Here is a 14,793-nt window from a genome sequence, read left to right as displayed (position 1 = left end):
GCGGTTTTGATGCACCGTTTTTGTAAGAATGCGCATCTAAAGTCATGTCTAAGTACCTGATTTGCATGTGGATTCCGAGGAATTTGTAACGACCTTTGACAAGTCAAAGTGTCACTTTTATCATCCTGCGAGATTGTTTTAACAAGATTCGGACTGGTCTCATTTGCGGCGGCGCATGTTCGCCGCATTATTACGAGTTTCCGAGGGAGAACCAATGCAGCATTTCGTACTTCATTCCATGGCGCGCCTGGCGGTAGGGGTTGTGATCGGCTGCGGCGTGATCGTGTCGAATGCAGTGCATGCTGATACGGTCTTCAAGGACACGGAAGTCCGCGCCGACGTCAAGCCCGAAGCCAAGCCGGGCCTCATCTCCAACGTGATGAGCAAGACCGGCGACGTGGTCATGAATGCCCTGGGCATGATCGGCCTGCGCTACCGCTTTGGCGGCAACACGCCCGAATCGGGTCTCGACTGCAGCGGCTTCGTCCGCTACGTCTTCAACGACACCTTCGGTTTCCTGCTGCCGCGCCGCGCTGTGGAAATGAGCCGTGTCGGCACCAGCGTAGACACGGCTGAACTGCGTCCCGGCGACCTGGTGTTCTTCAACACCATGCGCCACACCTTCTCGCACGTTGGCATCTACATCGGTGACAACAAGTTTGTGCACGCACCGTCCACGGGCAGCAAGATTCGCGTGGATGACATGACCGCCTCGTACTGGGTGACCCGCTACAACGGCGCCCGCCGCATCGAAGGTAACTCCGGTGCCGCAATCAAGGACGGCGCCGACAGCTTTGTCGAGCAACTCAAGCGTGTCGACCCGAACGCCGCTGGCAAGCCGCTGGCAATGTACGGCGGTTGATTCGCTGGCACCCAATAGAAAAAGACCGCCGCGGCGGTCTTTTTTGTTGCCTGCTGACAGGGAGTCAGTGCGGGGGCAGCGGGGTGCCTACGATGGTCTGCGTCAGATGCAGTTTCTCCCGCAGCAGCGGCATGGCGGCCTGGGCAGCCTGCTCCCCTGCGAGAATCGCCTCGTTGCGCGCGGTAAAGTCGCTGCCCTTAACAAACGGCAGCGACGGCGTGATCACCGCATCCGCCTGGGCCAGTTCGGTCTTGTTGATGCTTTGGCCCATGATGGCCGTCGTCTGCAGCAGCATGCTCGCCTGCCCCGACACCGCTTGGTTGGATGGGTCTGCCGAGATGTTCACAGCAATCACGAACGTTGCGCCCATCTGCTTGACGTACGTAACGGGCACTGGCGCTACCAGGCCGCCGTCCACGTATTGGCGGCCGCTGATCGTTACCGGCTGGAACACGCCCGGGATGCTGCACGACGCACGCACCGCCTGACCGGTATTGCCGCGCCGAAACAGGATCGGCTTGCCGCTCGCCAAGTCCGTCGCGACGATGCCCAGCGGAATGTGCATCTGCTCGATGGTCTTCTGCTTGACCAGCCGGTTGATGTACTTCTCCAGCGCCTCGCCCTTGAGCCAGCCGCCAAAGCGGGTGCCGAAGGGTAGTGCCCAGTCGGCGATCATGGCCTCGTCCATCTTGAGCGCCATCCGGTTCATCTCCAGTCCCGACATGCCCGACGCGTAGATCGCCGCCACCACGCTACCCGCGCTGGTGCCGGTGATGAAGTCGATCTGAATGCCCTGGGCTTCCAGCATCTTGATGACGCCGATGTGCGCAAAACCGCGCGCGGCGCCACCGCCCAGTGCCAACCCGATCCGCACGGGCTGTGTGGCGAGCTGGGCCGTGGGCGGCAGCACGGCCGTGGCGGGGATGGCAGATGTTTCGGTTTTGCCGGACGAGAAACCCGTCACGGTGCAGGCGGAGAGCACGGAGGCGCCGGCGGCACCCAGGAAGAGGCGGCGTTGCATGAGGAGGTTGGGGCGGGTTGGTATGCCGCGCAGTTGTGTTCAGTCGTAACGGAGCGCACTGCGCGCCGGCCGCCATTGTGCCAAAGTTCAGCGACGGGTCGGCCGGATATGCGCAGCACGGTTGCTATAATTTCGGTTTTGATAGAGGCCGCTCAGGATCCGCGCTCAGGGTCCGACCACGCGGCCTTATTCGTTCAGCCATTCCTATGACACAGCGCGTCCGCACTCGTTTCGCTCCCAGCCCTACTGGCTTCATCCACCTCGGCAACATCCGCTCGGCACTCTATCCGTGGGCTTTCGCACGCAAGATGAAGGGAGACTTCATCCTGCGCATCGAAGACACCGACGTGGAGCGCTCCAGCCAGGAAGCCGTCGACGTAATCCTGGAAGCGATGGACTGGCTGGACATGGATATCGACGAAGGCCCGTTCTATCAAATGCAGCGCATGGACCGTTATCGCGCCGTGGTTGCGCAGATGGTTCAGCAGGAACTGGCTTACCCGTGCTACATGAGCACCGAAGAACTCGACGCCCTGCGCGAAGCGCAACGCGAGCGCGGCGAGAAGCCCCGCTACGACGGCACTTGGCGCCCTGCGCCTGGCAAGGTTCTGCCAACGCCGCCGGCCGGCGTGCAGCCTGTGATCCGCTTCAAGAACCCCATCGGGGGGAGTGTCGTGTGGGACGACGCAGTGAAGGGCCGCATCGAAATCTCCAACGACGAACTCGACGACCTCGTGATCGCGCGCCCGGACGGCACGCCGACGTACAACTTCTGCGTGGTGGTCGACGACATGGATATGCAGATCACCCATGTGATCCGCGGCGATGACCACGTCAACAACACGCCCCGCCAGATCAACATCCTGCGCGCGCTGGGCGGTACGCCGCCGGTCTACGCTCACTTGCCGACCGTGCTCAACGAGCAGGGCGAGAAGATGAGCAAGCGCCACGGTGCCATGGCCGTCACAGGCTACCGTGATGCGGGCTATCTGCCCGAAGCCATCGTCAACTACCTGGCCCGCCTGGGCTGGGCGCACGGCGACGCTGAGATATTCTCGCGCGAGCAGTTCATCGAGTGGTTCGACCTCGAGCATCTGGGCAAGTCGCCCGCGCAATACAACCCTGAGAAGCTCGCCTGGCTGAACAACCATTACATCAAGCAGGCCGACAACGTGCGCCTGGCTGGTCTGGTGAAGCCGTTCATCGAAGAGCTGGGCGGCAAGGTGGATGGCGGCCCCGTGCTGGCCGACGTGATCGCCCTGGTGAAGGATCGCGCCAACACGCTGCGTGAAGTCGCCCAGACGGCGCTGCTGTTCTATCGCACGGATCTGACTGTCGAGCCGGAGCTGGCTGCGCAGCACCTCACCGATGATGTGCGTCCGGGCATTGCTGCGCTGGCTGAGAAGCTCGGCGCGCTGCCTGAGTGGAAGCGCGAGGCCATCGGTGCCGCCTTCAAGGAAGTGCTCGCAGCACATGGCTGGAAGATGCCCAAGCTGGCGATGCCGGTGCGCCTGCTGGTGGCGGGGCAATTGCAGACCCCATCGATTGACGCAGTGCTGGAACTGTTCGGTCGCGACGTTGTTTTGCGTCGTCTGATGGCGTGATGTGTGAGGCGCAAAAAATTTTGCGAAAGGGTATTGCCAAGCGCTAAACACTTCCCCTATACTCTTGTTTTCGCTGCAACACGAAGCGAAATGCAGTAAGAAGCAAGCAGTAAAAGGCAGTACTCGGGGCTATAGCTCAGCTGGGAGAGCGCTTGCATGGCATGCAAGAGGTCAGCGGTTCGATCCCGCTTAGCTCCACCAAAATGCCGGAAGATTCGATTCAAAAAATAAATTTGAAAAGAGGCTTCCAAAACGCAAAGAAGTTCGTTATAGTAGCGGACTTCGCAGCGTAAGATAGAAAACGTTGCAAAACAGTTTCTGTCCCCTTCGTCTAGAGGCCTAGGACATCACCCTTTCACGGTGAGTACAGGGGTTCGAATCCCCTAGGGGACGCCAAAACAAGAGCTTAACCAGAAGCTCATTAGCGAAGTCAGTCTCTAGCTGATTTCGCAACCGACACGGAGCGGTAGTTCAGTCGGTTAGAATACCGGCCTGTCACGCCGGGGGTCGCGGGTTCGAGTCCCGTCCGCTCCGCCAAATCAAAACCCGCTGCTTGCAGCGGGTTTTTTCTTTTGCGCTTTCAATTCAATTCAAGCCGATCAAGATTGATGCTGCTTTAAAGCGAGGGCAAATGGCCCGCTTTAATCGGCAGTGCGGCTCACGCGATTGAAATAGCTGACCAGAAGTGCACCAGCCACCATCAAACTGAGCCCATTGGCGGCCCAGAAGCCGGCTGCACCCCGTAGTGGCGCGGCAACATCCCCCAATAGTCCGAATCCGAGCACGTAGCCACCGCCAAGACCCACGCCCCACAGCGCTAGCGCATAGATGACGGTCGGGATGAGCGCGATCTTGTATGCGCGCAGGATGAACGCTGTCATGACCTGCAGCGCATCGAACATCTGATAGAACGCGATGAAAGGCAGCAGCGGCACCGCAATCGCCAGGACTGCGGCATCGTGCGTGTAGAGGCCGACCAGCTCTCGCCGCAAGAACAGCACAGCCGCGCCAACGATGAACGCACACATCACCGCCAACTGGATGCCGTTCAGCGAGATGCGCCGAGCTGCTACGCGATCACGCGCGCCGATTGATTGCGCAGCCAGCGTCGACGTCGCGATCGATAGGGACAGCGGCACCATATACGCCACCGCACCAAGGTTGGCGGCAATCTGATGCCCGGCCAGCACCACTGTGCCAAGGCGTGCGATGAAGATCGCCATCAACGTGAACGACGTGATCTCGATCAGGTAGGTGAAGCCCATGGGCACCCCCAGGCGTACCAGCGCCCACAGCCGCGCACGGTTGGGGGGCGAGTAGTGCGTGAAAATCGCGAACGGCTTGTAAGCCGGATTGCGCATCAGGATGGCGGCCGCTGCGGCAAACCATAGCCAACTGATGATCATCGACGCGAGTGCACAGCCCGGGCCGCCCATCGCCGGGATGCCCATGCCGCCATACAGAAACAGTGCGTTGAGCGGAAACTTGATGACGAGGCCGGCGAGCTGCAGCACCGTCACCATCACCGGGCGCGACAGCGCGTTGTTCAGCGCAGAGTAGATCCGGAAGCCGAGCGCCGCTGGCAACGCGAGTGCTTCATAGCGTAAATAAGCGGTGGCTTTCTCGGTGAGTTCCGGCGTGGCGTCTGCCAGTTGCAGCAGTGGGGCGGGGAACCACAGGATCAGCATGCCGATCGCCGCGAGCACCAGCCCGAGCCAGACAGCCTGGCGCACTTCTTCGCCAATCTGATCGTGCTTTTGCGCGCCGTAAAGTTGTCCGGCGATGGGCGAGAGTGCTTGCAGGACGCCCATCAGGCTGATGTACACCGTCACGTAGATCGACCCGCCGAGCCCGATGGCCGCGAGGTCTGCCGCAGAGGCGCGGCCAGCCATCGCCGTATCCAACACGCCGAAGGCGATCACGGCTAGCTGGCCGATCAGGACTGGCCAAGCCAGTGCGGCAATGCGGCGGATGTCGGCGACAAACATCTGGGTACTACCCGAGAGCTACTGGCGCAGCTTGCGTCGGCGTGTGGCTGCCGGTGTGGGCGGAGGATGTGTGGCGGCGGCGGCCTCGGTCAGGCGGTACATGCGGAAGTGCTCGTCGCGGTCGGCGGGGCGGCGGCCTTCCCAGATCAGGCGCCACTCGTAGTTGGATACGCTCGTCGGTGCGCCGTAGTCGTACGGATCGTGGCGCAGCAGGATGTCGCAGTTGTCTTCGGCACTGCCAAAGCGGATGTGGCCGAAGTACGCGAACGAGGCGAGCTGCGCGTCGCCCATGCGAATCGGCTGCACGCACGTGTAGGTGCGCGGCAGCGCTAGCGCAGCCGATTGCGCAACATCGCGGTACGTCTTGGCGTAGTTGATCGTAGGCAGCCACAGCGTCATCATCAGCACCCACATCAGTGTGGTGCCGGCGGCAGAGATCACCACTGCGCGCCAGATGGCCTTGGGTGCGCGCGATGTGCGCCAGACGACGATGAGCACCCACGCTGCAGTCACGAGTAGGGCGCAGACCAGTGCAGTCCAGCTGAACTCGGGTCGATAGCCCGGCACGATGCGGTACACGTTGCGCGCAAGCTGGGGCGGGAAACCCGTCATCTTGGCGATCCACAGCAGCCATAGCGTGCCGCCCAGGATGGTAAAGGCCAGCAGCGCAAACCAGTCGATCGCGCTGATGGCGCCGCGTTTGAGCGTCGGCAGCGCGAACGTGGCCATCACGGCCATCGGCGGAATCAGCAGCAGGAAGCCGTCGTCGCCCGGGTGCGGCTGCATGAGCAGCAACACCAACTGCGGCAGCAGGACGGCCAACGGCAATGTGATATGGGGCGCGGTGCGCATGCCGCCCCAGCTCTTCCACGCCCACGCGGCCAGCGGCCAGACCGGCCAGGCGAACAGCGGTAGGTTGCGTGCGACAAAGCCGAGCGAATGGGCTGTCGGGCCGGCATATTGGTGGCGGTCGAAGCGTGCCCATTCGCGGACGTAGGTCACGGCGTCCGTCGGATTATTTGCCAGCAAATACGCCATCGCGGGCCATGAGCAGCCCAGTACGAGCGACACGGGCAGCGCCACGGTCAGCAGCGGACGCAGCGGTAGCACGCGCGTGGCATGCGCGGCGATCAAGACGGCCACCGTAATTGCCAATGGCAGGATTGGGCCGCCCGCCAGCGACAGGCAACCGATGCCGATGCCGTAGATGAGACTGCCGTGCACCGGCTTGTCGAGCGCGCGGATCAAGCCATACACCGCGACCGCCACGAAGCACAGCGCCCCGACCAGCGGCGTCGTTTCGTGACCGCGCTGCGCCAGGCCTACGCAGGCCAGGAAGATCAGCAGCGCACCATCTGCCAGCGTACGGCCATAGTCACGCGTGTTGGGCTGGCCGCCGAAGACGAATTCAAACGGTTGAACTTCCGCGCGGCGACCCAGCAGATAGGCGCCGTACCAGATGCACGCGCTGGTGACGAAGAAGAAGAGGGCGGTAGCCAGGCGCGACGCGTCCGCCGGGCCGAGCCATTGTCCGAAGAGGCGAATGAATGCGCCGCCGATCCAGAACACCAGCGGCCCCGATTGCACGACCGGGCGCCCGACGATGTTGGGCATCAGCCAGTCCTGCGCGTTGCCGGTGGCCAGCGTCCACATCGTGCCAAAGCCGGCGGCGTCTTCGTTCTTCCATGGGTCGCGCGAGAACAAGCCCGACAGGCCGTAGATCACGCAGATGGCGAGCAGCAGCCAACGCGGCAGCTCGCGGGTGGCGGCAGCAGTCAGGCGGATGCGCGAGACGCGGGTGGTGTTCATCGAGTGTCGGACCAGGCGAGCCTGGTCGGGGTTGCACAGCGACGTGCGGATCGTAAAGAGGGGCCGAACCAACGGCCTACCATGTGCCGAGAAACAAAAAAGGCAGCCGGAGCTGCCTTTTTCTGACCACTAAGACGGTCTGCACTGAGCGGGTCATGCGCTGAGCCGTCTCCGGCGCCGATATTACTTGGCAGCCTTGCCGACCTTGCTGCCGAACTTTTGGCGGAACTTTTCGACGCGGCCGGCCGTGTCCAGAACCTTTTGCTGGCCCGTGTAGAACGGGTGCGATTCGGACGAGACTTCGATCTTCGCCAGCGGGTATTCCTTGCCGTCCAGCGTGATCATTTCCTTGGTCTGGATGGTCGAGCGGGTGATGAACTTGAAGTCGCTGGACATGTCCTGGAACACGACTTCGCGGTAATTCGGGTGAATGCCTTCTTTCATGATGGGCCCTGGGGTAGAGGTAGCCAATTCGCGGTGCGCTTCAGGTGCTCACATGGTATGAGCACCGTGCGACCAGCCCTCGAATCACTTGCCGGGTGGAGAAACAAAGATTATGCCAGAGAAACAAGGGCTTGGGCAACGCGCTTTGCCGCAGAATCCGTCGCGCCGACGCATCGAAAAGTGACTTGAGGAGCCCTTTTCGATCACGGTTTGGCGAGGCGCTCAATCGTAAGCACTCCACGGCCGTCCAGATCGATGGTTTTGCTGTCGCCGACGCGCAACGAGGTGTCGAGGTTGCGCGCCCAGGTGTCGACGCGGGCAGGGGCTTCGGCGTCGGGCGAAGGCTGGAACCGATGTAGCGTGACGCCGATGGACAGCGTCTGGAACTCGCCCGACACAACCATCGGCCGCAGGGAAACGTCCACGCCGGTCTTGGCCCAGCGGTGGCGCATGAATTGGCACGTGGTGGTGTCGCAGCCGAGCGGGATCGTATCGTCGGGCAGGCCGGCAGCGAAGCGCGCCTCCCACTCTTTGCGTGGCATCGAGCCGCCCACGTCATACGTATGGGTCTGCTCGAGCAATGCGACGTGCTGGCCGGGGGTGGACGTGTCGGCCGAAAGCGTGATGCGTTTGGTTTCTGATTGCCCATCGAATTGCGCGGTAATGCTGAGGACCACGGGCACGGTTGGTTGCGCCATCGCTGTGCCGGCAGCGAGGCAACAACCGAGCAGCGTTGCACGAAGCGCTTGGCGAATCGTCATGGCACGAATCCCTCCTGGCGTTGCTCAGCATCCAGCATGCGCCGTGCCGGGTCTTGCAGATAGAAGGCTTGCAGGAGCGCGTACAGCGATGGCAGCGTCTCAAACAGGGCCACTGGCTCGACAAAGAACACTTCGGACGCCACCGCAAAGAACTCGGCCGGATGCTGCGCGCCATAGGGGTCGAGCAACGAAAGGATCGGATCGTCGCCCCAGCGGCGCTCTGAAATCTGCTCGCAACGATTGGCGAAGGCGTCGTACTCGGCGTAGAGATCGTCAGCCCATTGCTCGCGGTCGACGTTGGCATGCAGGCGCGATGAAAACGCCGGGATGCCGTCCGATTCGCCGTTGAGCATGTCGAGCTTATGCGCGAACTCGTGCACGACCACGTTGTAAGGCTGCGCGCCTGGCTCGGCTAGCGCGCCCCCGAGTTCGATGTCCTGCCACGAGAGGATGACGGGACCGTGCTCCCATGCCTCGCCGGCGGCTTCTTCGCGCACGTTGTGTACGACGCCGTCTTCATCCATGACCTCCTTGCGGATGACGAACTCGCCGGGGTAGATGACCACGCCGTGCCATCCGCTGTACCACGCGATGCCCAACTCCAGGATCGGCACACTGGCTTGCACGGCAATGCTGATCACCATGTCGTCGGTGAGTGGCAAATCGTGCGCGGTGGTGAATTCCTTTTCGGCAATGAAGAGCGTGGCCGTTTCACGCAGGCGTGCGAGGTCCGCGGCGGGCCAGTCGAGCAGGAAGGGCAGACCATTGAGCGCGCGTGACCACAGCGCGTCGGAGATGGCGTAACGCGTCAGGCGCCGCGTGCGTGCGCGGGCGGAGAACCACCGGAGGACGGACGAAAGCATGCGTCCAGTATATCGGCCGCCGCCTGCGGCTTTGCGAGGCGCGCTTTCGCCTTGCGAGGGGTCAGGCGACCGAGAGGAGCCGCGCGCCGCGCTGATTGGCGACGTAGACGGCCTCGGTGCGGCTGCGGACTTTCAGGCGCCGATACAGCGTGCTGATATGCGCCTTGGCTGTTGCCTCGGAGATGTTCAGCATGCGGCTGATGGTCTTGACCGGATGCCCACGCGAGAGCAGCACCAGAATCTCGTACTGCCGCGGCGTAATGCCGAGCAGCTTCGGATCGGTCTGCGGGTCGCCTGCGAGCGCCGGGTTGGGCGCGCCGTCCAGGCGCGATTCCGGCAGCAGTGCGCTGGCCGGAATGTATTGCCCCCCCACCAGCACCAGCTCGAGCGAAGCCGCGATGACTTCACCCGGCGAATGCTTGAGCGTGTAGCCCGACAAGCCCATCTGCATGAGCGTGCGGATGATGTCGGCCGATTCGGATTCGGCCAGCACGACCACGTGGCGCGCGTGCGGCCGATGCATGATCTCGCCGATGGCGGACAGCTCATCAAGATGTGGCAACGGCAGGCCGATCACAAGAAGACCGGCGTCGGCATTGGCTTCGATGGCGTCGAACATCCCTTCGTCTGGTTCGACGACAGTGACACCAGTGACGCCCTTGAGCGTCCGTAGCAGGTGCGCAATGCCTGTGCGCACCAACGGATGGCCTTCGATCAAAACAGTGTTCATCGTTGTTCTCGACCTGTTACCGATCTTGCGAACATCCTTGTCGCCCAGGCGAGATACAGGCCGGAGCAGACCCCCGTTCCGAATCATTTTAGTGGCGGAAGTCAAAAATAACAGCCGCCACGGCTATGCCTCGGGACCCTCGTTGCTGCGTCCTGGGTACTCTAGCCCAGCGTTTGCCAGGGCGCGCAATTCGACCACCGGAGAGCCTGCGCCCGATAACCGCGGCTTTTATCGCGACAGCTGTTTCAGTCGCGACACAAAAATCGCGTGTCATGCCGGGTTGGTTGGTTCTCCGCGTGGAAAATATCCCGTTAAAACAAAGCGTTAGCCGTCATGGCATGGAAGTCGCTCTATACCCGTCGGGGAGGAGCGAGCCATGCCGACAATCGCGCAGCGCTGTGCTCGACGTTTGCCGTTCGGGCGGATGGTCGAGAAGGCCGGAGTGGTCGCGAACCGCGCCGCCATGATCGTCATGGTGCCGACGCTCGCAGTGGATGGCGACCTCATCGTGCGGCGTGCAATCACGCTGCTGGTCGCCCTTCGAAGCGTTCTCGCCGATACGTTGCCGGCGCGACTCGCTCTCAGTCTTGTTCCCACCCGCGCATTCGATCCATCCACCGGTTCTATCGTGTCCGTTCTCGCGAACGGCGAACTGAGTACGTCGCATGCGTGGCTTAACAATCCAACGGCGACGGGGCTGGCGCAACCCCCCCGGAAGTGGGGTGCGTCCCGATGTGCCTGTTCTCATGCTGGATTCCAAGCGGCGCGGCAGTCTCTTGGCGGATGTCGTCGTTCACTGCGCGAGCGCTGTGCACCAAAATGTGGCGTTTTCGCAACGTGCTCCGCTTCGATCGGTACAGCGGCTGTTCAACGGTTTTGTGCTCCGTCCCCCGGCGGGCACTCTTTTCTTAATGGCCATCCTCGAATGGGATTCCAATGCAAACCAATCTGACCGCGTTTGCAGTGCTAGCACCACCGGCCCCTTCGGAGGGGCACAGATAAATTCAGCGCATTGAACCAGGTCTTGAAAGGATCGGACAGGAAAGAGGAGGGAGGTCTGAGAAGGCCATTCTTCCTCCTCTTGCCCCAATGGCACATAGAGAGGGCGCAGCAACAAAGCTGCGCCCTGCGGATTGGAATGAAACCGATGCGACCAGACTTAGGCCGGATGCAGCGGATGCTCTGCCCGAATGCCGTGCTTCTGCATCAGCCGATACAGTGTTACTCGAGACACCGCCAATTCGCGTGCCGTCATGCCCATATGGAAGCCGTTGCGCGCAATGGCCGTGCGAATGGCATCCGACTCGGCGCCTTCGCGTGCTTCTTCCAGTGTCTGGCCCGACACGGATGCGTAGCCTTCGAGGTGCAGGTCGGCGGCGGAGATCTTGCGGTTGTCGGTCATCACCAGCGCGCGGCGTACGCGGTTGATGAGTTCGCGCACGTTGCCCGGCCACGGGTAATGCATCATCGCGTGCAACGCGCAGGGCGTGAAGCCGCGGATGCGGTGCGATGCTTCGCTGGCGTGCTGGGCGAGAATGTGTTCGGCCAGCAGCACGATGTCGCTGCCGCGCTCGCGCAGCGGCGGCACCGACAAGGTCAGCACGCACAGGCGATGGAACAGGTCGGTGCGGAATCCGCCGTGGTGTTGGGCCGCTTCCAGATCCACGTGCGTTGCGGAGATGATGCGGAGATCCAGCGGAATCGCCTGGTGCCCGCCGAGCCGCGTGATCGTGCCTTGCTGCAGGAAGCGCAGCAGGCTGACTTGGCTTTCCAATGGCAGGTCGCCGATTTCATCGAGGAACAGCGTGCCGCCGTTGGCATGTTCAACCCAGCCGATATGACGCTGATGCGCGCCGGTAAACGCGCCTTTTTCGTAGCCGAACAATTCGGACTGGATCAGGTGCGGCGGAATCGCTCCGCAATTGATGGCGATGAAAGGTCCGCCTGCGCGCGAGGAGGCCTCGTGGATGGCCTGTGCGGTCAGCTCTTTGCCGGTACCGGACTCGCCCGCGATGAAGGCCGGCGCGCTGTTCTGCGCGACCTTGCGGATCGCGCGGAACAGGCCGTGCATAGCGGGGCACTCGCCCAGCATGCGTGCATGATTCGTCTTGGGCGCCGGCGTGGCTTCCTGCGCGAGCGAGGCCATGCCCCACGCGTGACGCAACGAGTACGCAGCTTCGTCTGTGCGCAACGGCGTCTGCACGTAGTCCACACAGTAATCGCGCACGAGCTGGCGCACGCGTTCATGGTTCAGCATGGCTGGCGGCAGCGCGGCCACCCAGCCCACATGCGACACCTGCATGCAGCGCTCGAGCACATCCAACTCCGCAGCCGAGAACGCGCTGCCGAAATCGACCAACCCGGCCTTGGGAACGCCGTCGCGGATGGCGCAGCCCAGTTCACGCATCGACGTCACGCGTCGCACGTGCCAATCTGCACCCAGAATCGTTTCGTCGATCTCCCCCATCCCCGCGCGCGACGCCACTACGACGGTTCGGCACGCAGCAGTACATTCCAGCGACTCTTCGCGCATGGTTTCCCCCGTTCGATTTTTGGTGTGGTTTCGTTCTTTGCCGCGGCGGCTCGGCCAGGGCAGGCTTGCAGTATGGTTGCCGAGTTTCTCTTTTGCGATGACGTTTAAGGACGATGGTGGCAAACGCTTGCGCGCCCTACCTGTAATGCAAATGAACTAGCGAATTTCACAACTCTGACGAGAGAATCCGCTGGAAAAACAGGCAGTTGACGCAGCAATAAAAAAGCGCACCACAGTGGGTGCGCTTTTCGCTATGCAGACAGGAGACTTAGCCGCCGCGTCGCATCATGTCGAAGAACTCGGCGTTGTTCTTTGTCGTCTTGAGTTTGTCGAGCAGAAATTCCATCGCCTCGACTTCATCCATGTCGTGGATGAACTTACGCAGAATCCACACCTTCTGCAGGATGTCCGGCTTGATCAGCAGTTCTTCGCGGCGCGTGCCCGACTTGTTCAGGTTGATGGCGGGGTAGACGCGCTTTTCGGCCAGACGGCGTTCCAGGTGCACTTCCATGTTGCCGGTGCCCTTGAATTCTTCGTAGATCACGTCGTCCATGCGGCTGCCGGTTTCGATCAGCGCCGTGCCGATGATGGTGAGCGAACCACCTTCTTCCAGGTTACGTGCCGCACCGAAGAAACGCTTCGGACGCTGCAGCGCGTTGGCGTCGACACCACCGGTCAGCACCTTGCCCGAGGTTGGCACCACGGTGTTGTAGGCGCGGGCCAGGCGCGTGATCGAGTCCAGCACGATCACCACGTCCTTCTTCAGTTCGACCAGGCGCTTGGCCTTTTCGATGACCATTTCGGCCACTTGCACGTGACGCACAGCAGGCTCATCGAACGTCGATGCCACCACTTCGCCGCGCACGGTGCGCTGCATTTCGGTCACTTCTTCCGGGCGCTCGTCGATCAGCAGCACGAACAACTCGGCTTCCGGATGGTTGGTCGCGATGGCGTGCGCAATGTGCTGCAGCATCACGGTCTTGCCCGACTTCGGGCTTGCCACCAGCAGCGCGCGCTGGCCGCGGCCGATCGGGGCAATCATGTCGATGATGCGGCCGGTGATGTTCTCTTCGGCCTTGATGTCCCGTTCGAGGATGAGCGGCTTGTTCGGGTGCAGCGGCGTCAGGTTCTCGAACATGATGCGGTTCTTGACCGCCTCAGGAGGCTGCGTGTTGACCTTGTCGACCTTCACCAGCGCGAAGTAGCGCTCGCCATCCTTGGGCGTGCGGACTTCACCTTCGATGGTGTCACCGGTGTGCAGATTGAATCGGCGGATCTGCGACGGGCTGATATAGATGTCGTCGGTGCTGGCCAGATACGAAGTTTCCGGCGAGCGCAGAAAACCGAAGCCGTCGGGCAGCACTTCAAGCGTGCCGTCGCCGAAAATCGTTTCCCCCTGTTTCGCCTTCTTTTTCAGGATGGCAAACATCAATTCTTGTTTGCGCATGCGCTGCGCGTTATCGATCTCCAGCTGCCCCGCCATTTCCAGCAATTGGGACACGTGCAAGGATTTCAGTTCTGTCAGATGCATAGACGAAAGAATGGGAAGGGCCCGGACGGGCAGCGAAACGAGAAACGGGGGGAGGGGGAAAAGGTCGAGCGAACGCTCGGGGAAACAGATTGGCTGCAATCTTAGCACAACGCTGACGAGCTTCCAGGCGGAAGTGCGTCAGCGTGTGTTGGGGCAACGCGAAGGGTTGCGCGCTGCCGCAAAAACAGCTTACAGGTGGCTGTCCAGGAATGCGGTCAGTTGCGACTTGGACAGCGCGCCCACCTTCTGTGCAGCCACAGCGCCGTTCTTGAACAAAATCAGCGTCGGGATGCCGCGAATGCCGAACTTGGCCGGTACGCCCTGGTTCTCATCGACATTGATCTTGGCGATCTGCACCTTCTCGCCGTAGTCCTTGGAAACTTCGTCCAGGATCGGGGCGATCATCTTGCAGGGGCCGCACCATTCGGCCCAGAAATCGACCAGCACGGGTTTGTCGGACTTGAGCACGTCTGCCTCGAAGGACGCGTCGCTCACATATTTGATCTGTTCGCTCATGGCGGGAACCTCTGTTATTTCGTAAAAGCTGGCGACGTGCGCCGAACCCATACATTACACGATTACACGAACCGGCGTGTATTGGGACCACTGTCGGCGCGGATGCTGCTGATATAGTACCGACGCCCCCG

At 61.8% G+C, this 14,793-nt stretch carries 12 protein-coding genes and 3 tRNA genes; 5 read left to right on the top strand and 10 right to left on the bottom strand.

The features are described from left to right. Positions 1-214 precede the first annotated feature (214 nt). Positions 215-862: a C40 family peptidase gene (locus R2N16_RS04970; RefSeq protein WP_316664430.1), complete on the top strand. Its 648-nt coding sequence runs from the start codon at positions 215-217 to the stop codon at positions 860-862. Positions 863-926: 64 nt separating this feature from the next. Here R2N16_RS04970 and R2N16_RS04965 read toward each other — a convergent pair whose 3' ends face one another. Continuing rightward, positions 927-1,883, bottom strand: a complete 957-nt coding sequence (locus R2N16_RS04965) for a patatin-like phospholipase family protein (RefSeq protein ID WP_316664429.1) — start codon at positions 1,881-1,883, stop codon at positions 927-929. 206 nt (positions 1,884-2,089) lie between these two features. Here R2N16_RS04965 and gltX point away from each other — a divergent pair, with 206 nt between their 5' ends. The 4 genes from gltX to R2N16_RS04945 all read left to right on the top strand — a co-directional run bounded on the left by gltX (position 2,090) and on the right by R2N16_RS04945 (position 4,024). Beyond that, the gene (gene gltX, locus R2N16_RS04960; protein ID WP_316664428.1) at positions 2,090-3,487 is read left to right on the top strand and encodes a glutamate--tRNA ligase; all 1,398 of its coding nucleotides are present in this window, start codon (positions 2,090-2,092) and stop codon (positions 3,485-3,487) included. A 125-nt stretch (positions 3,488-3,612) separates the two neighbouring features. Continuing rightward, positions 3,613-3,688 (top strand) — tRNA-Ala (locus tag R2N16_RS04955). A 119-nt stretch (positions 3,689-3,807) separates the two neighbouring features. After that, positions 3,808-3,883, top strand: a tRNA-Glu gene (locus tag R2N16_RS04950). Positions 3,884-3,947: 64 nt separating this feature from the next. Beyond that, positions 3,948-4,024 (top strand) — tRNA-Asp (locus tag R2N16_RS04945). Between the two features lie 104 nt (positions 4,025-4,128). Here the strand turns inward: R2N16_RS04945 and R2N16_RS04940 are convergent. From R2N16_RS04940 to trxA, 9 genes are all read right to left on the bottom strand, one after another. Next, positions 4,129-5,475: an MATE family efflux transporter gene (locus R2N16_RS04940; RefSeq protein WP_316664427.1), complete on the bottom strand. Its 1,347-nt coding sequence runs from the start codon at positions 5,473-5,475 to the stop codon at positions 4,129-4,131. A gap of 18 nt (positions 5,476-5,493) precedes the next feature. After that, positions 5,494-7,284 (bottom strand): ArnT family glycosyltransferase, encoded by a 1,791-nt coding sequence (locus R2N16_RS04935; RefSeq protein ID WP_316664426.1) that lies wholly within the window; start codon positions 7,282-7,284, stop codon positions 5,494-5,496. Positions 7,285-7,467: 183 nt separating this feature from the next. Then, positions 7,468-7,728, bottom strand: a complete 261-nt coding sequence (locus R2N16_RS04930) for a type B 50S ribosomal protein L31 (protein WP_124380838.1) — start codon at positions 7,726-7,728, stop codon at positions 7,468-7,470. Between the two features lie 203 nt (positions 7,729-7,931). After that, a complete protein-coding gene (locus tag R2N16_RS04925) occupies positions 7,932-8,489 on the bottom strand; it encodes a hypothetical protein (protein ID WP_316664425.1) in 558 nt (185 codons plus the stop codon). Beyond that, entirely contained in the window at positions 8,486-9,352 is an 867-nt protein-coding gene (locus R2N16_RS04920) for a M90 family metallopeptidase (RefSeq protein ID WP_316664424.1), read from the bottom strand. The genes R2N16_RS04925 and R2N16_RS04920 overlap by 4 nt, the downstream gene beginning before the upstream one ends. Positions 9,353-9,413: 61 nt before the next feature. Beyond that, positions 9,414-10,082, bottom strand: coding sequence for a LuxR C-terminal-related transcriptional regulator (locus R2N16_RS04915; RefSeq protein WP_316664423.1), 669 nt, complete (start codon positions 10,080-10,082; stop codon positions 9,414-9,416). 1,159 nt (positions 10,083-11,241) lie between these two features. Further along, a complete protein-coding gene (locus R2N16_RS04910) occupies positions 11,242-12,615 on the bottom strand; it encodes a sigma-54 dependent transcriptional regulator (protein WP_316664422.1) in 1,374 nt (457 codons plus the stop codon). 268 nt (positions 12,616-12,883) lie between these two features. Continuing rightward, positions 12,884-14,146 (bottom strand): transcription termination factor Rho, encoded by a 1,263-nt coding sequence (gene rho, locus R2N16_RS04905; RefSeq protein ID WP_316664421.1) that lies wholly within the window; start codon positions 14,144-14,146, stop codon positions 12,884-12,886. A gap of 189 nt (positions 14,147-14,335) precedes the next feature. Beyond that, the gene (gene trxA / locus R2N16_RS04900) at positions 14,336-14,662 is read right to left on the bottom strand and encodes a thioredoxin TrxA (RefSeq protein WP_004626253.1); all 327 of its coding nucleotides are present in this window, start codon (positions 14,660-14,662) and stop codon (positions 14,336-14,338) included. Positions 14,663-14,793: the final 131 nt, after the last annotated feature.

The sequence above is a fragment of the Ralstonia psammae genome (assembly GCF_958405935.1).
Lineage (GTDB): Bacteria > Pseudomonadota > Gammaproteobacteria > Burkholderiales > Burkholderiaceae > Ralstonia > Ralstonia psammae.
Note: the sequence above shows the minus strand (reverse complement) of the source record. Positions and strands in the feature narration are given on the sequence as shown.